The sequence below is a fragment of the Pseudomonas sp. B21-009 genome, assembly GCF_024749345.1.
In the GTDB taxonomy this organism is placed as follows: domain Bacteria; phylum Pseudomonadota; class Gammaproteobacteria; order Pseudomonadales; family Pseudomonadaceae; genus Aquipseudomonas.
In genome coordinates this window covers 145,642-169,939 of the sequence record NZ_CP087199.1, presented here as the reverse complement: position 1 = coordinate 169,939, position 24,298 = coordinate 145,642, and the positions used below count along the sequence as shown (strand labels likewise).

At 61.2% G+C, this 24,298-nt stretch carries 7 protein-coding genes; 1 reads left to right on the top strand and 6 read right to left on the bottom strand.

What is annotated here, in order from left to right:
- Nucleotides 1-5: 5 nt before the first annotated feature.
- The 6 genes from LOY34_RS00715 to LOY34_RS00690 form a co-directional block, all read right to left on the bottom strand.
- On the bottom strand, nucleotides 6-869 hold the full coding sequence (locus tag LOY34_RS00715; RefSeq protein WP_195885408.1) for an ABC transporter ATP-binding protein: 864 nt from the start codon (nucleotides 867-869) through the stop codon (nucleotides 6-8).
- Nucleotides 870-873: 4 nt separating this feature from the next.
- Nucleotides 874-1,893, bottom strand: a complete 1,020-nt coding sequence (locus LOY34_RS00710; RefSeq protein ID WP_045201713.1) for an ABC transporter substrate-binding protein — start codon at nucleotides 1,891-1,893, stop codon at nucleotides 874-876.
- An 18-nt stretch (nucleotides 1,894-1,911) separates the two neighbouring features.
- Entirely contained in the window at nucleotides 1,912-2,811 is a 900-nt protein-coding gene (locus LOY34_RS00705) for a TauD/TfdA family dioxygenase (RefSeq protein ID WP_195885407.1), read from the bottom strand.
- 247 nt (nucleotides 2,812-3,058) lie between these two features.
- Nucleotides 3,059-4,420: an HlyD family type I secretion periplasmic adaptor subunit gene (locus LOY34_RS00700; protein WP_176794307.1), complete on the bottom strand. Its 1,362-nt coding sequence runs from the start codon at nucleotides 4,418-4,420 to the stop codon at nucleotides 3,059-3,061.
- A gap of 1 nt (nucleotide 4,421) precedes the next feature.
- Nucleotides 4,422-6,578, bottom strand: coding sequence for a type I secretion system permease/ATPase (locus LOY34_RS00695; RefSeq protein ID WP_258664160.1), 2,157 nt, complete (start codon nucleotides 6,576-6,578; stop codon nucleotides 4,422-4,424).
- 42 nt (nucleotides 6,579-6,620) lie between these two features.
- A complete protein-coding gene (locus LOY34_RS00690; protein WP_045201706.1) occupies nucleotides 6,621-7,958 on the bottom strand; it encodes a TolC family outer membrane protein in 1,338 nt (445 codons plus the stop codon).
- Between the two features lie 347 nt (nucleotides 7,959-8,305).
- Between LOY34_RS00690 and LOY34_RS00685 the strand changes: the two genes are divergently transcribed.
- Nucleotides 8,306-24,259: a retention module-containing protein gene (locus tag LOY34_RS00685; RefSeq protein WP_258664159.1), complete on the top strand. Its 15,954-nt coding sequence runs from the start codon at nucleotides 8,306-8,308 to the stop codon at nucleotides 24,257-24,259.
- The last annotated feature ends 39 nt before the right edge of the window (nucleotides 24,260-24,298 follow it).

Genomic DNA, 24,298 nt, shown 5'->3' with positions numbered 1-24,298 from the left:
CCCGGTCAGTAGGCAATGCGAATGTCGGCGAAACCCAACGCCGGGTCGTGCTCGACCTGGGCATCATCGTCGAACAGCAAGCGGTGGATACGCCGCGCCGAGCCCTGGAAATCACTGGCGCCAAGGCTTTGCAGGTTGTACTGGTGGCTGTGGATTTCAGCGCGTACCCGGCCCGGATGGGGCGACAGCAGGAGGATGCGGTTGCCGACCACCAGCGCCTCTTCGATCGAATGGGTAACGAACAACAGGGTGAAGCGCACCTCTTCCCAGAGCAGCAGCAACTCTTCCTGCATCTTGCGCCGGGTCAAGGCGTCGAGGGCGGCGAAGGGTTCGTCCATCAGCAGGATCTTCGGCTGCATGGCCAGCGCCCGGGCAATCGCCACGCGGGCTTTCATGCCGCCCGACAGGGTATGCGGATAGGCATCAGCGAAACCCGCCAGACCGACCTTTTCCAGGTAGTGCAAGGCGCGCTGCTCAGCCTCCTTGCGCTTGAGCGTGCCCGAGGCGAGCAACGGGAACATCACGTTGTGCTTGACGGTTTTCCACGGCGGCAGCTGGTCGAATTCCTGGAACACCACGATGCGATCCGGGCCCGGGCCCTGCACGGCCTGGCCCTGCAGGCGGATCTGCCCTTCCCGGGGCTCGATGAAGCCGGCCACCGCCTTGAGCAGGGTCGACTTGCCGCAGCCCGAAGGCCCGAGCAGGACAAAGCGGTCGGCTTTGTCCACTTCGAAACTGACCTGGTGGGTAGCCCGCACCACGCGCTGCGCGGTGCGGTATTCGAGGCTTAGGTTATCCACCTGCAGCAGCGGCGGCGTGGCGACGCTGCTCAGCTTGCTGACCGTGTGGCCTGGCAATGGGGTGTTCATCCGGTCAGCTCCCTTGCAGCGGTTTCTCGTCCTGGAAGAAGTAGTCTTTCCAGGATTCGGGTTTGTGCTTGATCGCGCCCACGCGGTAGAGGAATTCGGCCAGCGGGTAGGTGTTTTTCGGCGTCACGCTGAACTCGTACTGCGGGTTGTCGATGATCTTCAGCAATGCCTCGCGGTCGATCTTGGCCTTGGTCACGCGGATGTAGGTGTCGGCAGCGGCTGCCTTGTCGTTCTGGGCAAACTCGGCGGCTTCAGCCAGGGCATCAACAAAGGCTTTGTAGGTCTTGGGGTTGTCGTTGCGGAATTTTTCGGTGGCGAACAGCACGGTCGGTGAGTTCGGGCCGAGCAGGTCGTAGGTGTTGAGCACCACGTGCACGTCCTTGTTGGCCAGCACCTGGTCCTGGAATGGCGGGTTGGAGAAGTGCGCGTTGAGCTCGGTGCCGCCGGCCAGCAAGGCCGCAGTGGCATCCGGATGAGGGACGGCCAGGGTGTATTTGTCGAGGCGGTTGTATTCCTTGTCGCCCCACTGCTTGGCGGCGGCGTACTGCAAAAAGCGCGACTGCACCGAGACACCCACCGCCGGCAGGGCGATGCGGTCTTTCTCGCTGAAGTCGGCGATGGTCTTGACCTTGGGATTGCTGCTGACCAGGTAATAAGGGAAGTTGCCCAGCGAAGCCACGGCCTTGACGTTCTGGCGGCCCTGGGTGCGGTCCCAGATGGTCAGCAGCGGGCCGACGCCGGCACCGGCGATGTCCACCGAGCCTGAGAGCAAGGCGTCGTTGATCGCTGCGCCGCCCGACAATTGCGTCCAGTCGACCTTGATGTCGATGCCCTGCGCCTTGCCGTGTTTTTCGATCAGGTTCTGATCGCGCACCACGTTGAGCAGCAAGTAAACGATGCCGAACTGCTCGGCAACGCGGATTTCACCTTCGGCCTGGGCCGTGGCCGGCGCCACCAGGCTGCCGGCGAGCAGGCTGGCACCCAGGCCGATACTGGCCGCCAGGCGGCTGATTGATTTGCGCATGCTGTACTCCTCGAAAGATCAGAACGGGGCATCGCCCTGGATGGTGGTGCGGTACAGCTTGCGGCGCAGGTGCGCAGGGCAGCCGCTGGCCAGGTGGATCAACGAGCGGTTGTCCCAGAACACCAGGTCATGGGGCTGCCATTGATGGCGGTAGATGTTCTGCTCGAGCACGCTGTGGGCGTAGAGCTCGGTCAGGATCTGCCGGCTTTCATCGTCGGGCAGGCCAACGATGCGGGTGGTGAAGCCTTCGCTGACAAACAGCGCCTTGCGGCCGTTTTCCGGGTGGGTGCGCACCACCGGGTGAATCACTTCCTGCACCTGCGCCAGTTGCTCGGCAGTCAGGGTCGGGCGCCAGTTGCCTTCGAACTTGGTCTCGCTGTAGCGAGCGGTATAGGAATGCGCGGCGCTGCGGCCTTCAACGGCTTTGCGCAGGGCCTCGGGCAGGCCGTCCCAGGCTTTGTGCATGTCGGCGAACAGGGTGTCGCCGCCTTCGCTGGGCAGCTCCTGGGCGTGCAGCATCGAGCCCAGGCTTGGCAGTTCCTTGTATGACAGGTCCGAGTGCCAGAACTTGCCGGCGTCGCCCAGGCCAATGTTCTGCCCGTTCTCGACGATGTTGGAGACGATGAGGATTTGCGGGTGGCCGCTGAGCAGGAACTGCTTGAGCACGTGGATCTGCAGCTCACCAAAACGGCGGCTGAAGGCGATCTGTTGTTCGGGGCTGATGCGCTGGTCGCGAAACACCAGCACATGGTGGTCGAGATGAGCCCGGTGGATCCGGGTGAAATCTTCGCCGCTGACGGGTTTGCTCAGGTCCAGGCCGGTGATCTCGGCGCCGACGGCACCGCTGAACGGCAGGATTTCGAAGGCTTGCTGCTGTGCGCTGTCGATGGACGACAAGGCGTTAGAGGCCGCTGACATGATTCACTCCCACGCAGAGCGCGCCCAAAGGTGCGCGCATCGATCAGAAACTCACGGTGTTCCGTGTTGGTTCGGTCGTGCGGCGCGCCGATTGGTCGGCAGGTACGCAGGGGATCGACTATAAAGTCATAAGAGGAAGAATTTAAATATCTTTAGTGCATAAGCATATGGTGAGGTTGCGGGCCTCTTCGCGGGGCAAGCCCGCCCCTACACACCCCTGTAGGAGCGGGCTTGCCCCGCGATGCTGTCAACGCTCGCGCAGCGCTTCGGCCCGGGCGCGGATGATCGGCTTGAGCAGGTAGCTCAGCACGCTCTTCTTGCCGGTGATGATGTCCACCGAAGCGACCATCCCCGGGATGATCAACAGTGGCTTCTCGTCGGTGCCCAGGTGGCTGCGCTCGGTGCGCAGCTTGATCACGTAGAAGGTGTTCTTGTCTTCGTCGGTGATGGTGTCGGCGCCGATCTGTTCGAGCTTGGCCTTGAGGCCGCCGTAGATGGTGAAGTCATAGGCGGTGAACTTGACCATCGCCTCCTGCCCCGGGTGCAGGAAGGCGATGTCTTGCGGGCGGATGCGCGCTTCGACCAGCAGGGTGTCGTCCAGCGGGACGATTTCGACCAGGTCGCTGCCCGGCTGGATTACACCGCCAACGGTGTTGACCAGCAGCTGCTTGACGATACCGCGCACCGGCGAGGTCACCAGGGTCCGGTTGACCCGGTCGTCCAGGGCCTTGCCGGTGGCCTGGGCCTTGCTCAGGTCGGTGCGCGCCTCGTTAAGCTGGGTCAGGGCTTCGCTGCGGAACTTGCCGCGGGTCTCGTCGATCTTGCGCTCGACTTCCTTGATCGCCGATTCGGCCCGCGGGATCGCCAGCGAGGTGGCATCCAGCTGGCCGCGGTTTTCAACCTCGGCACGCTTGAGGCGCAGCACTTCAACCTGGGAGATTGCGCCCTGGGCCACCAGCGGCTCGGACATGCTGATTTCCTGGCGCAGCAGCTGCAGGCTGTTGCGGTACTGGCCCTGCTTGGAACTGAACTCGCGCAGCTCTTGCTGGCGCTGTACCAGTTGCTCCTGCAGGCCGCCGATTTCGTCTTGCAGTTGCTGGCGACGGCTCTGGTACAGGGATTCTTCGTTGGCGGCCTGGCTTGGCGCAGCCTTGCGGATTTCTTCGTCGATCTTCAGCGGCCGGTCTTCAACCTCGGCGCTCAGGCGCTCGACGCGCAGGGCCATGGCCAGGCGATCAGCCTCGGTCTCGCCGACGTTGGAGACAAAACGGGTGTCGTCCAGGCGCAGCAAGGGGTCGCCGACTTCGACGATCTCGCCTTCTTTGGCGTAGATCTGCGCGACGATGCCGCCTTCCAGGTTCTGGATCTTCTGCAGTTTCGACGACGGAATCGCCTTGCCTTCGCCACGGGTAACTTCGTCGATAATGGCGAAGTTGGCCCAGAGCCCGAGGAACAGGAAGAATCCGATTACCCCCCAGATGGTCAGGCGCACGATGCGCGGCGCATCTTCGATCAGCGCCTTGTTGACCTCGGGCAGCGGCTGGCCGCTGAGCGATTCGGAACCTTTGAAATACCTGCGCAGGCTGTCCTTGATCTGGCCCATATCCATCTTAAGCAACACTGATCTGCCCCTTCTTCAGCGCATCCATGACGGCGGCTTTCGGGCCATCCGCGACTATCTGCCCGCGATCGACAACGATCAGGCGGTCGACCAGTGACAACAGCGAAGCCCGGTGCGTCACCAGGACCACGGTCTTGCTCTCGATAACCGCTTGCAGGCGTTGCTTGAGGCGTTCTTCACCGGTGTTGTCCATGGCGCTGGTCGGTTCGTCGAGCAGCAGGATCTGCGGGTTGAGCAACAAGGCGCGGCCCAGGGCGACGTTCTGCCGCTGGCCACCGGAAAGATTCTGGCCACGCTCGCCGACCTGCAGCTCGTAACCTTGCGGGTGCAGCCGGGCGAATTCGTGAACCCCGGACAGCTCGGCCGCCTGCAGGACCATTTCGTCCTCGACATAGCGCGCACCGCTGACCAGGTTGTCGCGCAGGGTACCGGCCAGCAGCTGGATGTCCTGGGGCACGTAGCCGATGTTGTGGCGCAACTCGCTGACGTCGATCTGGCGGATGTCGACGCCATCGACCAGCAACGAGCCGGCATCGGCTTCATAGAGGCCGACGATGAGTTTGGCCAGCGAGCTCTTGCCCGAGCCGCTGCGACCGATGATGCCGATTTTCTCGCCGGGGCGGATCGACACATTGACGCCCTTGAGCGCCAGGTTCTGCTGGTTGGGATAAGTGAAATCGACGCCGCGAAACTCGATGGCGCCCTGCAGTACCTGACGGCTCAGCGGGCGCTCTTCGAAGTTGCGCTCTTGCGGCAGCTCCATCATCTGGTCGGTGGAGACCATGGTCACCTTGGCTTGCTGGTAACGGGTCAGCAAACCGGAAAGCTGGCCCAGCGGGCCGAGAGCCCGGCCACTGAGCATGTAGCAAGCGATCAGGCCGCCCATGCTCAGATTGCCGGCCATGATCTGGTAGACGCCAGCACAAATCAGCGCCACGCCGGCCAGTTGCTGGATCAGCAGGGTAATGTTCATCGCCAGGCCCGAGAGCACCTTGACCCGCAGCTCGAGGCGGCTGAGGGTGCCGATGGTCTGCTCCCACATGTACTGGCGTTCGCTTTCGGCGTTGTTGACCTTGACCGCATCGAGCCCGGCGAGGGTTTCGATCAGGCTCGACTGGCGCTCGGAGGCCAGGGCCATGGTCCGCTCCAGGGTCGCCACCAGCGGCTTTTGCAGGGCGTAGCCGATACCCAGGGCCAGCGGGAAGGCGATGATCGGAATCCACACCAGGTGCCCGCCAATGATGGCGATCACCAGCAGGATCAACAGGGTGAACGGCAGGTCGATGAGGCTGGTCAGGGTCAGCGAGGCAAGAAAATCGCGCAGGCCCTGGAATTCATGAATGTTCTGGGCAAAGCTGCCGACCCGTGCCGGCCGGTACTTCATGGCCATGCCGACGATGCGTTCGAACAGCGTCGCCGAGATGATCAGGTCGGTCTTCTTCCCGGCCAGGTCCAGGCACAAACTGCGCAGGCCCTTGAGAATCAGATCGAAGATGTAGGCACCGGAAATCCCCAGGGCCAGGACCCACAGGGTCGAGGTGGCCTGGTTGGGCACCACGCGGTCGTAGACGTTCATCACGAACAGCGGCGCGGCCAGGGCGATCAGGTTGATCACCAGGCTTGCGGCGATGGCGTCGATGTACAGCCAGCGGCTGCGCTTGAGGGTGTCCCGGAACCACGAACGCGCACGCGGAATCAGGTTGCCGTGGTTGACGTCGAACTTGTGCTGCGGCTGGGCGAAGAACACCCGGCCACTGTAGTCGCTCAGCAACGCTTCGCGGCTGACGTGCACCTCGCCGCCGTCGCTCTCGCTGAGCAACAGGCGCGCGGTGTCCTCATTCTCCCAACCGAGCAACACCGTGCTGCGACCGTCCTTGAGCAGGAGCATCGCCGGCATGGCGATGCTCGGGATCTGCTCCAGCTTGCGTTGCAGCAAGCGCCCCTGCAGGCCGGCACGGGCCGCCGCACGCGGCAGCAGCTCCGGGCTCAGGCGCTGGGCCGGCAATGGCAGGCCGGTGGTCAGCATGGCCCGGCTGGCGGGCTTCTGGTGCAGCACGCAGAGAGACAGCAGGCTGTCCAGCAACGGATCGTCGTGCTGACTGCGTGGATCATGGCTGAGCTGGACTCGACTGACTTCTGATTCCACGCGGGCTCTCTTAACGGTTGCGGTTGGCTATAACAGTGAACCTCAGTTCATGCCTGGCAGGTTCACTTTCGGTTTAAGGTCGTTCTGCACCACGGAGGCCATCGGTGCGACAACACCCTGGCTCTTGAGCAGTTGACCAATGGTCGCTTTGATTCGGTACTGAGTAAACACTTGGCTGTTCTTCACTTCAGCCAGACGGCGCTGGGCAGTGAAGAGTTCATTCTCGCTGTCGAGCAAGTCTAGCAAGGTACGTTCGCCCAGGCTGAACTGCTTCTGGTAGGCGCTGCGCACACTGTTGCTGTGATCGACGTATTGCTGGGCGATCGGCACCTGCGCATTGGCGTTGTCCATAGCGTTCCATGCCAGGCCGAGCTCCTCATTGAGCTGGCGCAAGGCATTGTTGCGAATGTCCAGCGCCTGGTTGGTCAGGTACGACTTGGATTCCAGGTCGGCCTTGTTGCTGCCGCCGGCATACAAGTTGAAACTCATACGCAGCATAGCCTGCCATTCGTTGTTGTGGCCGTTCATGCCATCCAGATCGTTATCGGCCGTCCGTCCGAGTTCTGCATCAAAACGCGGATAGAAAGTAGACTTTGCAGCCTCGTATTGCTTCTCCGCCGCGGCGATATCGGACTCTGCCGAACGCAGGATCGGGCTGCTCTCGACCATCTGCTGACGGGCTTCGTCGAGGTTGGCCGGCAACAGGTCGACAAACGGCGCAGGGCTGCTTAACTCGTCCGGCAGCTGACCGACCACGCTCAGGTAGTTGGTCTTGGCATCGGCCAGGTTGGTCTGCTCGGTGATCAGGTTGTTGCGGGCCTGGGCCAGGCGCGCTTCGGCCTGGTCAAGGTCGGCCAGGCGGCCGACACCACGGGCAGTGCGCAGCTTGATCTGGTCATAGATGCGTTCGTGGCTGCGCAGGTTGTCTTCTGCCAGGCGGACCATCTCGCGACGGGTCAGGACGTCCAGGTAAACCTGGGCAACGGTCAACGCGGTGCGCTCGGAGGCGCCCAGCAGCGAGTAGGCGCGGGAGTTGACGGTGGCTTGCTGACGGCCAACTTCACTCGAGGTGGCAAAACCGTCGAAGACCATCTGCCGCAGGCGCACGCTCGACTCACCACGGTTGAGGGTTTCCCAGCGGTTGCCGGTGCTCGGGCTGTCGGTACCTTCACGGCCATAACCGGCGAGCACATCGACACGTGGCAGGTAACCACCCTTGGCGGCGCGCAGTTGGTAATCGGCAGCGATTCGGCTGTTGACCCCGGCCTGGATTTCCGGGTGTACCTCGAGGGCTTTCTGCATGGCCTCTGGCAGGCTCTGTGCTTGAACGAAACTGGTGGCGAGGACGAAAGGAAGAGCAGTGAACAGTGACGCGCGCATTTAACTTTTTTCCCAGGGACGTCTTGTCCCAAATCACAGCAGAAATCGTTGCTGCATTAGAAAATGGCAACCGGAATGACCTTATGTCGGAAACTTCCGAAGGGGTACTTGGTTCGTACGGAGGAAGAGTGGCAGCCGCTCAAATATCAATGTGACATTACGGTGCTGATTGTTTAGGATGGCAGCAGGAAGGTCAATACTTTGGCATAAACTTAATAGCCAACAGTTATCGACAATATATTGACGTCAAAAGCACCAAACATACTATTGAAACATTCCATCAGAAAGCGGCAATTCAGCGCCGGCTGGCATGGAAGCCAAATTGAACGGGTAGCCCGGAGAGTCCAATGAGCAGTGTTGTTGCCATCGTCAAAAGCATTGTTGGCCAAGTAATCGCCGTATCCCCAGAAGGGATTCAACGTGTACTCATCGAAGGTGACCGCCTGTTCGCTGGCGAGCAGGTGCTCACTGGCCTGGCCGGCGCCGTCACCCTGGAGCTGGCCGACGGCCGCACCCTGGACCTGGGCCGTGACACCCAATGGAGTGCCGAGGCCCCGGACAGCAGCACTGACCTGGCGGCAGCAACCGCCCAGGCTGCGCCTTCGGTCGAAGAGCTGCAGCAGGCCATCGCCGCCGGCGCTGACCCGACCACCGAACTCGAAGCTACCGCAGCAGGCCCGTCGGCCGCCGGTAGCGGCGGCGCGGCCGGTGGTGGCCATAGCTTCGTCATGCTCGACGCCACGGCAGGCTCGGTCGACCCGACCATTGGCTTCCCGACCGGCCCGATCGGCTTTGCCACCGGCGCTGCGACCCAGGAACTGGGCGGCCTGGACGATGCCAACAACCCCAACACCACCACGCCTACGCGCGAATCCGGCCTGAGCCTGAGTGCCACGCCGTCGATCACCGAGGCGGGTGGCGTAATCATCTACACCGCCACCCTGGGCCAGCCACCGCTGACCGACCTGACCGTGACCCTGTCCAACGGCCAGGTCATCGTCATCAGCGCCGGGCAGACCACCGGCAGCGTCAGCGTGACCATCCCGCCGAACGACACCGTGTACCTGGACGGCAGTGAAATCTCCGCGACCATCACCGGCACCACCGGCGGCGCGGGCCTGATCATCACCCCGGACACCACCCCGGCAGTGACCCAGATCACCGACACCATCGACACCACCACGGTCAGCCTGACGGCCAACCCGAGTGTCACCGAGGGCGGCGTGATCACCTACACCGCCACCCTGACCAACCCGGCGCAGACGCCGGTGACCGTCACCCTGTCCAACGGCAGCACCATCACCATCGGCGCCGGCCAGACCACCGGCACCGTTGATGTGCAGACGCCGCCGAACGACGTCTACAACAACGGCAGCAGCGTCAGCACCACCATCACTGGCGCCACTGGTGGCAACTTCGAGAACCTGGTACCGAACCCGAACCCGGCGGTCACCACCATCACCGACTCGATCGATGACACCGGCCTGAGCCTGAACGCCACCGGCAGCGTCGCCGAAGGCGGCTCGATCATCTACACCGCGACGCTGACCAACCCGGCCGGCACCCCGGTGACCGTGACCCTGAGCAACGGCGCGGTGATCACCATCGCCGCCGGCCAGACCGAAGGCAGCGTCACCGTGCCGGCGCCGAGCGATGACGTGTATGTCGATGCCGGCAACGTCAGCGTCAGCATCGACAAGGTCGATGGCGGCAACTTCGAAAACCTGGTGGTCAGCAACCAGCCGGCGGTCACCGAAGTTACCGACACCATCGATACTTCGACTGTCACCCTGACCGCGAACAGCAGTGTTGCTGAAGGCGGCGTGGTCACTTACACCGCTTCGGTTACTGCGCCGGTGACTGGCTCTGCGCTGGTTATTACTCTGGCCAATGGTCAGCAGATCACTATTCCTGTTGGTCAGAGCACTGGCTCGGTTGAGTTTGTTGCGCCGAACAACGTGCACACTACCAATCCGGACCTGACCAACAGCATCACTGGCACCACCGGCGGTAACTACGAGAAGCTGGACACTGCCGGTAATCCGGTGACTACCGTTACTGATGGTCCAGGTACTGACGACACTACCGGTCTTAAACTGACCGCTACTGGCTCGGTTGCTGAAGGTGGTTCGATTGTTTATACCGCCACGCTGACCAACCCGGCTGGCACCGAAATGAAGGTGACCCTGAGCAATGGTGAAGTGATCACCATTGCTGCGGGGCAGACTGAAGGCAGCATTACCGTTGCTGCGCCTGCCGATGATGTCTACATCGACGCCGGTGAAGTCAGCGTCACTGTTACCGGCACCACTGGCGGCGACTTCGAAAAAGTTGCTGTAGATGGCACTCCGGCTGTAACGCAAGTTACTGACACCATTGATACTTCGACTGTCACTTTGACAGCGAACAGCAGTGTTGCTGAAGGCGGCGTAGTTACTTACACCGCTTCGGTGACTGCGCCGGTTACCGGTTCTGCGCTGGTTATTACTTTGGCCAATGGTCAGCAGATCACTATTCCTGTTGGTCAGAGCACTGGTTCGGTTGAGTTTGTTGCGCCGAACAACGTGCACACCACCAACCCGGACCTGACCAACAGCATCACCGGCACCACCGGTGGTAACTACGAGAAACTGGATACCGCAGGTAATCCGGTAACTACCGTTACTGATGGTCCAGGTACTGACGACACTACCGGTCTGAAACTCACCGCGACGGGTTCGGTTGAAGAAGGTGGTTCGATTGTTTACACCGCCACGCTGACCAATCCAGCCGGCACCGAAATGAAGGTCACCCTAAGCAATGGTGAAGTCATCACCATCGCGGCAGGTCAAACCGAAGGCAGCATCACTGTTCCCGCGCCGGAAGACGATGTGTACGTCGATGCTGGCGAAGTCAGCGTGACCGTGACCGGTACCACCGGCGGCGACTTCGAGAAGCTGGCTGTGGATAACACTCCAGCCGTCACCGAAGTGACTGACACCATCGACACTTCGACCGTCACGCTGACCGCTACCCCAAGCGTCACCGAAGGCGGCGTTGTCACCTACACCGCTTCGGTTACTGCGCCAGTGACTGGCTCTGCGCTGGTCATCAACCTGGCCAACGGCCAACAGATCACCATCCCGGTCGGCTCCAGCTCGGGTACCGTGGACTTCGTTGCACCGAACAACGTGCACACCACCAACCCGGATCTGACCAACAGCATCACCAGCACCACCGGTGGTAATTACGAGAAACTGGACACTGCCGGTAACCCGGTGACTACCGTTACTGATGGTCCAGGTACCGATGACACTACCGGTCTGAAACTCACCGCGACTGGCTCGGTTGAAGAAGGCGGTTCGATTGTTTACACCGCCACCCTGACCAACCCGGCTGGCACCGAGATGAAGGTGACCCTGAGCAATGGTGAAGTCATCACCATCGCCAAAGGCCAGACCGAAGGCAGCATCACTGTTCCGGCGCCGGAAGACGATGTGTACGTCGACGCGGGTGAAGTCAGCGTGACCGTGACCGGTACCACCGGCGGCGACTTCGAGAAGCTGGCTGTGGATAACACTCCAGCCGTGACCGAAGTCACCGACACCATCGATACTTCGACCGTCACTCTGACCGCGACTCCGAGCGTGACCGAAGGCGGCGTTGTCACCTACACCGCTTCCGTCACTGCTCCAGTGACCGGCTCCGCGCTGGTGATCAACCTGGCCAACGGTCAGCAGATCACCATCCCTGTGGGTTCCAGCTCGGGCACCGTGGACTTCGTTGCACCAAACAACGTGCACACCACCAACCCGGACCTGACCAACAGCATCACCAGCACCACCGGTGGTAATTACGAGAAACTGGACACTGCCGGTAACCCGGTGACTACCGTTACTGATGGTCCAGGTACTGATGACACTACCGGTCTGAAACTCACCGCGACTGGCTCGGTTGAAGAAGGTGGTTCGATTGTTTACACCGCCACGCTGACCAATCCAGCCGGCACCGAAATGAAGGTCACCCTAAGCAATGGTGAAGTCATCACCATCGCGGCAGGTCAAACCGAAGGCAGCATCACTGTTCCCGCGCCGGAAGACGATGTGTACGTCGATGCTGGCGAAGTCAGCGTGACCGTGACCGGTACCACCGGCGGCGACTTCGAGAAGCTGGCTGTGGATAACACTCCAGCCGTGACCGAAGTCACCGACACCATCGATACTTCGACCGTCACTCTGACCGCGACTCCGAGCGTGACCGAAGGCGGCGTTGTCACCTACACCGCTTCCGTCACTGCTCCAGTGACCGGCTCCGCGCTGGTGATCAACCTGGCCAACGGTCAGCAGATCACCATCCCTGTGGGTTCCAGCTCGGGCACCGTGGACTTCGTTGCACCAAACAACGTGCACACCACCAACCCGGACCTGACCAACAGCATCACCGGTACCACTGGTGGTAACTACGAGAAACTGGATACCGCTGGTAATCCGGTAACTACCGTTACTGATGGCCCAGGCACCGATGACACTACCGGTCTGAAACTCACCGCGACTGGCTCGGTTGAAGAAGGCGGTTCGATTGTTTACACCGCCACCCTGACCAACCCGGCTGGCACCGAGATGAAAGTCACCCTGAGCAACGGTGAAGTGATCACCATCGCCAAGGGTCAGACTGAAGGCAGCATCACTGTTCCAGCTCCAGAAGACGACGTGTACGTCGATGCTGGCGAAGTCAGCGTGACCGTGACCGGCACCACCGGTGGTGACTTCGAGAAGCTGGCTGTGGATAACACTCCAGCCGTCACCGAAGTGACTGACACTATCGATACGTCGACTGTCACTCTGACCGCTACCCCAAGCGTCACTGAAGGCGGCGTCGTCACCTACACCGCTTCGGTTACTGCACCAGTGACCGGCTCCGCGCTGGTCATCAACCTGGCCAACGGTCAGCAGATCACCATTCCTGTGGGTTCCAGCTCCGGCACCGTGGACTTCGTTGCACCGAACAACGTGCACACCACCAACCCGGACCTGACCAACAGCATCACCGGCACCACCGGTGGTAACTACGAGAAGCTGGATACCGCTGGTAATCCGGTAACTACCGTTACTGATGGCCCAGGCACCGATGACACTACCGGTCTGAAACTCACCGCGACTGGCTCGGTTGAAGAAGGCGGTTCGATTGTTTACACCGCCACCCTGACCAACCCGGCTGGCACCGAGATGAAAGTCACCCTGAGCAATGGTGAAGTGATCACCATCGCCAAGGGTCAGACTGAAGGCAGCATCACTGTTCCCGCGCCGGAAGACGATGTGTACGTCGATGCTGGCGAAGTCAGCGTGACCGTGACCGGTACCACCGGCGGCGACTTCGAGAAGCTGGCTGTGGATAACACTCCAGCCGTGACCGAAGTCACCGACACCATCGACACTTCGACCGTCACGCTGACCGCTACCCCAAGCGTCACCGAAGGCGGCGTTGTCACCTACACCGCTTCGGTTACTGCGCCAGTGACTGGCTCTGCGCTGGTCATCAACCTGGCCAACGGCCAACAGATCACCATCCCGGTCGGCTCCAGCTCGGGTACCGTGGACTTCGTTGCACCGAACAACGTGCACACCACCAACCCGGATCTGACCAACAGCATCACCAGCACCACCGGTGGTAACTACGAGAAACTGGATACCGCTGGTAATCCGGTAACTACCGTTACTGATGGCCCAGGCACCGATGACACTACCGGTCTGAAACTCACCGCGACTGGCTCGGTTGAAGAAGGCGGTTCGATTGTTTACACCGCCACCCTGACCAACCCAGCCGGCACCGAGATGAAAGTCACCCTGAGCAACGGTGAAGTCATCACCATTGCCAAAGGCCAGACCGAAGGCAGCATTACCCTGCCTGCGCCGGCGGATGACGTGTACGTCGATGCCGGTGAAGTTAGCGTGACCATCACTGGCACCACTGGCGGCGATTTCGAGAAAGTCGAAGTCGACCCGGCTGCTGCCGTGACCGAAGTCACCGATACCATCGACACTTCGACCGTCACCCTGACCGCTACCCCAAGCGTCACTGAAGGCGGTGTCGTCACCTACACCGCTTCGGTTACTGCGCCAGTGACCGGCTCCGCGCTGGTGATCAACCTGGCCAACGGTCAGCAGATCACCATCCCTGTGGGTTCCAGCTCGGGTACCGTGGACTTCGTTGCACCGAACAACGTGCACACCACCAACCCGGATCTGACCAACAGCATCACCAGCACCACCGGTGGTAATTACGAGAAACTGGACACTGCCGGTAACCCGGTGACTACCGTTACTGATGGTCCAGGTACTGATGACACTACCGGTCTCAAGTTGACCGCCACCGGCTCCGTCGCTGAAGGCGGCGACATCGTCTACACCGCTACACTGACCAACCCAGCCGGCACCGAGATGAAAGTCACCCTGAGCAACGGTGAAGTCATCACCATTGCCAAAGGCCAGACCGAAGGCAGCATTACCCTGCCTGCGCCGGCGGATGACGTGTACGTCGATGCCGGTGAAGTTAGCGTGACCATCACTGGCACCACTGGCGGCGATTTCGAGAAAGTCGAAGTCGACCCAGCTGCTGCCGTGACCGAAGTCACCGATACCATCGACACTTCGACCGTCACCCTGACCGCTACCCCAAGCGTCACTGAAGGCGGTGTCGTCACCTACACCGCTTCGGTTACTGCGCCAGTGACCGGCTCCGCGCTGGTGATCAACCTGGCCAACGGTCAGCAGATCACCATCCCTGTGGGTTCCAGCTCGGGTACCGTGGACTTCGTTGCACCGAACAACGTGCACACCACCAACCCGGATCTGACCAACAGCATCACCAGCACCACCGGTGGTAATTACGAGAAACTGGACACTGCCGGTAACCCGGTGACTACCGTTACTGATGGTCCAGGTACTGATGACACTACCGGTCTCAAGTTGACCGCCACCGGCTCCGTCGCTGAAGGCGGCGACATCGTCTACACCGCTACGCTGACCAACCCAGCCGGCACCGAGATGAAAGTCACCCTGAGCAACGGTGAAGTCATCACCATTGCCAAAGGCCAGACCGAAGGCAGCATTACCCTGCCTGCGCCGGCGGATGACGTGTACGTCGATGCCGGTGAAGTTAGCGTGACCATCACTGGCACCACTGGCGGCGATTTCGAGAAAGTCGAAGTCGACCCGGCTGCTGCCGTGACCGAAGTCACCGATACCATCGACACTTCGACCGTCACCCTGACCGCTACCCCAAGCGTCACTGAAGGCGGTGTCGTCACCTACACCGCTTCGGTTACTGCGCCAGTGACCGGCTCTGCGCTGGTCATCAACCTGGCCAACGGTCAGCAAATCACCATCCCTGTAGGTTCCAGCTCGGGTACCGTGGACTTCGTTGCACCAAACAACGTGCACACCACCAACCCGGACCTGACCAACAGCATCACCGGCACCACCGGTGGTAATTACGAGAAACTGGACACTGCGGGCAACCCAGTGACCACCGTCACCGACGGTCCAGGTACTGACGACACTACCGGCCTGAAGCTGACCGCCACCGGCTCCGTCGCTGAAGGCGGCGACATCATCTACACCGCCACGCTGACCAATCCAGCTGGCACCGAGATGAAGGTCACCCTGAGCAACGGTGAAGTGATCACCATTGCTGCGGGTCAGACTCAAGGCAGCATTACTGTTCCCGCGCCAGAAGACGACGTGTACGTCGATGCTGGCGAAGTCAGCGTCACTGTGACTGGCACCACCGGTGGTGACTTCGAGAAGCTGGCTGTGGATAACACTCCAGCCGTGACCGAAGTCACCGATACCATCGACACATCGACTGTCACTTTGACCGCTACCCCAAGCGTCACTGAAGGCGGCGTCGTTACCTACACCGCTTCGGTTACTGCTCCGGTTACCGGCTCTGCGCTGGTCATCAACCTGGCCAACGGTCAGCAAATCACCATCCCTGTAGGTTCCAGCTCTGGCACCGTGGACTTCGTTGCACCAAACAACGTGCACACCACCAACCCGGACCTGACCAACAGCATCACCGGCACCACCGGTGGTAATTACGAGAAACTGGACACTGCGGGCAACCCAGTGACCACCGTCACCGACGGTCCAGGTACTGACGACACTACCGGCCTGAAGCTGACCGCCACCGGCTCCGTCGCTGAAGGCGGCGACATCATCTACACCGCCACGCTGACCAATCCAGCTGGCACCGAGATGAAGGTCACCCTGAGCAACGGTGAAGTGATCACCATTGCTGCGGGTCAGACTGAAGGCAGCATTACTGTTCCGGCGCCGGAAGACGATGTGTACGTCGACGCGGGTGAAGTCAGCGTTACTGTGACTGGCACTACCGGTGGTGACTTCGAGAAACTGGCTGTGGATAACACTCCAGCCGTCACCGAAGTGACTGACACCATCGACACTTCGACCGTCACGCTGACCGCTACCCCAAGCGTCACCGAAGGCGGCGTTGTCACCTACACCGCTTCGGTTACTGCGCCAGTGACTGGTTCGAACCTGGTGATCACTCTGGCCAACGGTCAGCAAATCACTATCCCGGTCGGCCAAAGCTCGGGCACCGTGGACTTCGTTGCACCGAACAACGTGCACACCACAAACCCGGACCTGACCAACAGCATCACCAGCACCACCGGTGGTAACTACGAGAAACTGGATACCGCTGGTAATCCGGTAACTACCGTTACTGATGGCCCAGGCACCGATGACACTACCGGTCTGAAACTCACCGCGACTGGCTCGGTTGAAGAAGGCGGTTCGATTGTTTACACCGCCACCCTGACCAACCCGGCTGGCACCGAGATGAAGGTGACCCTGAGCAATGGTGAAGTCATCACCATCGCCAAAGGCCAGACCGAAGGCAGCATCACTGTTCCGGCGCCGGAAGACGATGTGTACGTCGACGCGGGTGAAGTCAGCGTTACTGTGACTGGCACTACCGGTGGTGACTTCGAGAAACTGGCTGTGGATAACACTCCAGCCGTCACCGAAGTGACTGACACCATCGATACGTCGACTGTCACTTTGACCGCGACTCCAAGCGTGACCGAAGGCGGCGTGGTCACCTACACCGCTTCCGTTACTGCGCCAGTGACCGGTTCTGCGCTGGTCATCAACCTGGCCAACGGCCAACAGATCACCATCCCGGTCGGCCAGAGCAGCGGCACCGTGGACTTCGTTGCACCAAACAACGTGCACACCACCAATCCGGACCTGACCAACAGCATCACCAGCACCACCGGTGGTAACTACGAGAAACTGGATACCGCTGGTAATCCGGTAACTACCGTTACTGATGGCCCAGGCACCGATGACACTACCGGTCTGAAACTCACCGCGACTGGCTCGGTTGAAGAAGGCGGTTCGATTGTTTACACCGCCACCCTGACCAACCCGGCTGGCACCGAGATGAAGGTGACCCTGAGCAATGGTGAAGTCATCACCATCGCCAAAGGCCAGACCGAAGGCAGCATCACTGTTCCGGCGCCGGAAGACGATGTGTACGTCGACGCGGGTGAAGTCAGCGTTACTGTGACTGGCACTACCGGTGGTGACTTCGAGAAACTGGCTGTGGATAACACTCCAGCCGTCACCGAAGTGACTGACACCATCGACACTTCGACCGTCACGCTGACCGCTACCCCAAGCGTCACCGAAGGCGGCGTTGTCACCTACACCGCTTCGGTTACTGCGCCAGTGACTGGCTCTGCGTTGGTCATCAACCTGGCCAACGGCCAACAGATCACCATCCCGGTCGGCTCCAGCTCGGGTACCGTGGACTTCGTTGCACCGAACAACGTGCACACCACCAACCCGGATCTGACCAACAGCATCACCAGCACCACCGGTGGTAATTACGAGAAGCTGGATACCGCTGGTAATCCGGTTACTACCGTTACTGATGGCCCTGGTACTGATGACACTACCGGTCTCAAGCTGACTGCCACCGGCTCCGTCGCTGAAGGCGGCGACATCGTCTACACCGCCACGCTGACCAACCCGGCTGGCACCGAAATGAAGGTCACTCTGAGCAACGGTGAAGTCATCACCATCGCCAAAGGCCAGACCGAAGGCAGCATCACTGTTCCGGCGCCGGAAGACGACGTGTACGTCGACGCGGGCGAAGTCAGCGTGACTGTCACCGGTACTACCGGCGGTGACTTCGAGAAGCTGGCTGTGGATAACACTCCAGCCGTCACCGAAGTGACTGACACTATCGATACGTCGACTGTCACTTTGACCGCGACTCCAAGCGTTACCGAAGGCGGCGTGGTTACCTATACCGCCTCGGTTACTGCTCCGGTTACCGGCTCTGCGCTGGTGATCAACCTGGCCAACGGTCAGCAAATCACCATCCCTGTAGGTTCCAGCACCGGCACCGTGGACTTCGTTGCACCGAACAACGTGCACACCACCAACCCGGATCTGACCAACAGCATCACCAGCACCACCGGTGGTAATTACGAGAAGCTGGACACTGCGGGCAACCCGGTGACCACCGTTACTGATGGTCCAGGTACCGACGACACCACCAGCCTCAAGCTGACCGCGACTCCAACGGTCAATGAAGGCGGGTCGATCACTTACACCGCGACGCTGACCAATCCGGCCGGCACCGAGATGAAGGTCACCCTGAGCAACGGTGAAGTCATCACCATCGCCAAGGGGCAAACAGAAGGCAAGATCACCATCGATGCCCCAAGCGACGATGTCTACATCGACGCCGATAAGCTGAGCGTGACGGTCACTGGCACCACCGGTGGCGACTTCGAGAAACTGGCTGTGGATAACACCCCGGCAGTCACCGACGTCAAAGACACCATCGACACCAGCACCGTGACCCTGACCGCCAGCACCAACAGCGTGGTCGAAGGCGGCGTGGTCACCTACACCGCCAAAGTCAGCGCGCCTGTAACCGGCTCCGACCTGGTCATCAGCCTGGCCAACGGCCAGAAGATCACCATCCCTGTAGGTTCCAGCACCGGCACCGTGGACTACGTTGCGCCAAACAACGTACACACCACCAACCCTGCCCTGACCAACAGCATCACCGGTACCACCGGCGGTAACTACGAGAAGCTCGATAGCGCCGGCAACACCACCGTCACCGTCACCGATGGCCCGGGTACCAAGGACAACACCGGCCTGTCGCTGACGGCTACCGACACCGTGGCTGAAGGCGGCAAGATCACCTACGTGGCCAAGCTGACCAACCCGGCCGGCACCGAAATGAAGGTCACTTTGAGCAACGGTGAAGTCATCACCATCGCCAAGGGCCAGACCGAAGGCAAGATCACCATCGATGCCCCGAGCGACGATGTGTACATCGACGCCGGCAAGCTGAGCGTGACCGTCACCAGCACCACCGGTGGCGATTTCGAACAGCTGACCGTGAGCAACGTACCGGCAGTGACCAACGTCACTGACACCATCGACACCAGCACCGTCACCCTGACCGCCAGCACCAACAGCGTGGTCGAAGGCGGCGTAGTGACCTACACCGCCAAAGTCAGCGCGCCGGTTACCGGTTCCGACCTGGTGATCAGCCTGGCCAACGGCCAGAAGATCACCATCCCTGTAGGTTCCAGCACCGGCACCGTGGACTACGTTGCGCCAAACAACGTACACACCACCAACCCTGCCCTGACCAACAGCATCACTGGTACTACCGGCGGCAACTACGAGAAGCTGGAAACCACCGGCAACACCACCGTCAGCGTCACCGACGGCCCGGGTACCAAGGACAACACTGGCCTGTCGCTGACGGCTACCGACACCGTGGCTGAAGGCGGCAAGATCACCTACGTGGCCAAGCTGACCAACCCGGCCGGCACCGAAATGAAGGTCACCTTGAGCAACGGTGAAGTGATCACCATCGCCAAGGGCCAGACCGAAGGCAAGATCACCATCGATGCCCCGAGCGACGACGTCTACATTGACGCCGGCAAGCTGAGCGTGACCGTCACCAGCACCACCGGTGGCGATTTCGAACAGCTGACCGTGAGCAACGTGCCGGCAGTGACCAACGTCACCGACACCATCGACACCAGCACCGTGACCCTGACCGCCAGCACCAACAGCGTGGTCGAAGGCGGCGTAGTGACCTACACCGCCAAAGTCAGCGCGCCTGTAACCGGCTCCGACCTGGTGATCAACCTGGCCAACGGTCAACAGATCACCATTCCTGTAGGCCAGAGCACCGGCACCGTGGACTACGTTGCGCCAAACAACGTGCACACCACCAATCCGACCCTGACCAACAGCATCACCGGCACCACCGGCGGCAACTACGAGAAACTGGTCAGCACTGGCAACACCAGCACCACCGTCACCGACGGCCCGGGCACCAAGGACTCCACCAGCCTGATCCTGACCGCGACGCCGACCGTGGCTGAAGGTGGCTCGATCACTTACGTGGCCAAGCTGAGCAACCCGGCGGGCACCGAGATGAAAGTGACCCTGAGCAACGGTGAGACCATTACCATTGCCAAGGGCCAGACCGAGGGCAAGGTAACCATCGCCGCCCCTGGCGATGATGTGTACATCGATGCCGGTAGCGTCAGTGCGAAAATCACTGGCAGCACCGGTGGTGACTTCGAAGAACTGAAGATCGACGGCTCGTCCGCCGTGACCAGCGTCACCGACACCATCGACACCACCAACCTGACCCTGAGCGCCACGCCATCGGTTGCCGAAGGTGGCAACATCATCTACACCGCGACCTTGAGCAACAAGGCGCAGACCGCGGTCACCGTGACCCTGAGCAACGGTGCGACGATCACCATCGAGGCCGGCAAGACCACCGGCACTGCCAGCGTGCCTGCGCCAGCGGATGACGTGTACATCGATGCCGGCAGTGTCAACGCGACCATTACCGGCGCCAGCGGTGGCAACTTCGAAGACCTGGCAATCAGCAAGCAGCCAGCTGTCACCCAGGTGACCGATACCATCGACACCACCACCGTCAGCATCACCGGCACCACCTCGGTGGCCGAAGGTGACTCGGCCAACTACACCCTGACCCTGACCAACAAGGCGCAAACCGATGTGGTCATCAAGCTGACCTATACCGGTACCGCCACCAATGGTGCGGACTACACCGGCGTGGCCACCGTGGTGATCAAGGCCGGTAGCAACACCGGTACCTTCAGCGTGCCGATCATCCGTGACGGCATTGCCGAGAGCGCCGAGAACTTCACCGTGAAGATCGACTCGGCCACTGGCGGCAACTTCGAGAACCTGGCGATCAGCGGCAGCGCTGGCAGTGTCACCACCACCATTGTCAGCAACGAGGCACCGGTTGCCGCGGGCGGCGCCGTGACGGGTACCGAAGACACCGACCTGGTGCTGAGCTGGGCCAACTTCGGCATCACCGATGCCGACACCCCGGCAGCCAACCTGGGCCTGACTATCACCAAACTGCCTGCCGACGGTGTGCTGCAGTACAAAGATGGCAACGTCTGGAAAACCCTGACTGAAGCCGACGCTGGCAAGGTCTTCAGCAAGGCCGACATCGACGCTGGCAAGCTGAAGTTCGTGCCGGATCGCAACGAGTCGGGCATCGATGCCAACGGCGGCACCGGCGTCGGCAACAAAGAAGCCGACTACGCACAGATCAAGTACAAGCCAACCGACGGCCAGGGCCTGGGCAACGAAGCCACCATCAAGGTCGATATCACCCCGGTGGCCGACAAGCCTGACCTGAACATCGGCAGCAACAACGTCAACTCGATTGGCCTGGTCAAAGAGACCTGGAACAGCCTCAACGGCCTGGGTACCAACGGCAACGGCATCACCGGCGATGCGCTGAAAACTGTGTTCGACAACTCGGGCAAGGCCAACAGCAGCTCGCAGGTCACCAACGCCCAGTCGGACGCCAGCGTCGTCGGCGGTTCGGGCTCGAAGACCTCCGGCCTGATCTACCTCGAAGCGGGCAAGACCTACAGCTTCAGCGGTGTCGGCGATGACAGCCTGCTGATCACCATCGGCGGCAAGAATGTGGCCCAGGCGACCTGGGGCGCAGGCGGTGCGATCAGTGGTTCGTTCAAGCCGACCATCAGCGGCTACTACACCCTGGACATCTACCACGCCAACCAGAGCGGCCCGGGCAGCTATGACGTCAACCTGTCGGTCAACGGCAGCACCCCGGTCGACCTGAGCAACGCCAACATCCCGATGTACCCGGGCGTGAACGAGCTGACCAACGCCGGGGTTACCGTTGGCGAGCTGCACGGTGCCAACGGCGAGGGTTACTACCAGGGCTACAAGCTCAATGAAGGCGCCGAGAACGGCACCGTCAAGCTGGTCGGTATCGCCACCAACCTCACCGACACCGATGGCTCGGAAACCCTCAACGTCAAGCTCGGCGGTATTCCGGCAGGCTCGGTGCTCAGCGATGGCGCCGGCCACACTGTCACCGTCGGCAAGGGCGAAGTCGATGTCACCGGCTGGAACCTCAACGGCCTGAGCATCAAGCCGCCAGCCTACTACCAGGGCCAGTTCGATGTGACCGTCACTTCGCGGGCAACCGAGAAGGCCAACGGCAGCACCGACTTCACCCAGGGCACCATCAAGGTCACCGTTTACCCGGATACCTACACCACCAGCAACCTGACGGCCGAGAACGACAGCCGCGAGCTTGGCACCGGCAACGACATCGTCGTCGCCGACGTCAACGGCCTGCACGTGGTACCGGGGCAGGACTACAACCTAGCGTTCATCGTCGATACCTCCGGCAGTATGAAAGCCGCCGGTGTCGACGCTGCGCAAAAGTCCCTGCAGTCGGTGTTCGACACCCTGGCCAACAGCGTCAAGGGTGCGCAGTCGGGTACCGTGAACATCCTGCTGGTGGACTTCTCCAGCCAGGTGAACAAGTCAGTCTCGGTCAACCTGTCCGATGCCGGCTCGCTGCAAGCGCTGAAAGATGCGCTCAAGGCCATGTACTCCGACGGCGGCACCAACTATGAGGACGCCTTCAAGACCACGGCCAACTGGTTCCAGACCCTGAAGAATGCCGGCAACACCGGTAGTAACCAGACGTTCTTCATTACCGACGGCCAACCGACCTTCCACCAGGCCAACGAGCAAGGCAACCCGCAGCTGGCCAACTCCGGCTGGACCCTGGACAGCTTCCTCCAGGCGATCAACTACAAGCCTGGCGATACGCTGAACCGCTACCAGCTGGACAGCAACAACCGGGTCAGTATCGACGCCGACGGTAACCTCAATGCCCAGTACAAGTACTACGGCAGCTGGTACACCTCGACCTCGGGCACCATTCGTGCCCAGGGCGACGGCACCTTCGAGCTGTCCAGCCGTTCCGGTTGGGGCAATGGCACCAGCAACGACACCTGGAACAACTCGCTGGACGGCTTCAAGATCCTCAGCGGGCTGTCCAGCGTTGAAGCCATCGGCCTCAACAGTGGCGTCAACGTCAACGACCTCAAGCCGTTCGACAGTGACGGCAAGCCGCAGACCAACATCGACCCGAGCAAGCTGGCCGAGGCGATCCTCGGACACACCGAGGCCACCAAGCCGGGCAACGATACGGTCAGCGGCGGCGACGGCCACGACATCCTGTTCGGCGACCTGGTCAGCTTCGACTCGATCGCCGGCAACGGTGTCGAGGCCATGCAGGCCTACGTGGCCGGCAAGCTGGGCGTAGCCCTGGGTGACGTCGATGGCCGTGTGCTGCACCAGTACATCAGCGAGCACGTCAGCGAGTTCGATGTGTCGCGCAGCAACGATGGCGCCGACATCCTCATCGGTGGCGACGGCAACGACATTCTCTTCGGCCAGGGTGGCAACGACTACCTCGATGGCGGCAAGGGCAATGACATCCTGCTCGGTGGTACCGGCAACGACACACTGCTGGGCGGTGAAGGCAACGACATCCTCATCGGTGGCAAGGGCGATGACATCCTGATCGGTGGCAGCGGTGCCGACACCTTCGTGTGGAAGGCCGGCGACACCGGCAAGGACGTGATCAAGGACTTCAAGGCTGCCGAAGGCGACCGTCTGGACCTGAGCGACCTGCTCCAGGGCGAGAAGGCCAGCACCATCGACAACTACCTGAAGATCACCACGGTCAACGGTGAGTCGACGCTGCAGGTCAGCTCCGAAGGCAAGCTCAATGCCACAGGTGGCCTGGCCAATGCCGATGTGACGATCAAGCTGGAAGGCGTCAACTGGGCCAATACCACGATCAATTCGCTGGTAACCGGTGCCGACCCGACCATCAAGATCGACCACTCCAACAGCTGATCCACGGCCTGCGCCAGCCCTCCCGGGGCTGGCGCGGTG

Bases quoted from the DNA above. Each gene is read 5' to 3' on its own strand.
- LOY34_RS00715 (WP_195885408.1), bottom strand. From the start codon at position 869: ATGAACACCCCATTGCCAGGCCACACGGTCAGCAAGCTGAGCAGCGTC.
- LOY34_RS00710 (WP_045201713.1), bottom strand. From the start codon at position 1,893: ATGCGCAAATCAATCAGCCGCCTGGCGGCCAGTATCGGCCTGGGTGCC.
- LOY34_RS00705 (WP_195885407.1), bottom strand. From the start codon at position 2,811: ATGTCAGCGGCCTCTAACGCCTTGTCGTCCATCGACAGCGCACAGCAG.
- LOY34_RS00700 (WP_176794307.1), bottom strand. From the start codon at position 4,420: ATGGATATGGGCCAGATCAAGGACAGCCTGCGCAGGTATTTCAAAGGT.
- LOY34_RS00690 (WP_045201706.1), bottom strand. From the start codon at position 7,958: ATGCGCGCGTCACTGTTCACTGCTCTTCCTTTCGTCCTCGCCACCAGT.
- LOY34_RS00685 (WP_258664159.1), top strand. From the start codon at position 8,306: ATGAGCAGTGTTGTTGCCATCGTCAAAAGCATTGTTGGCCAAGTAATC.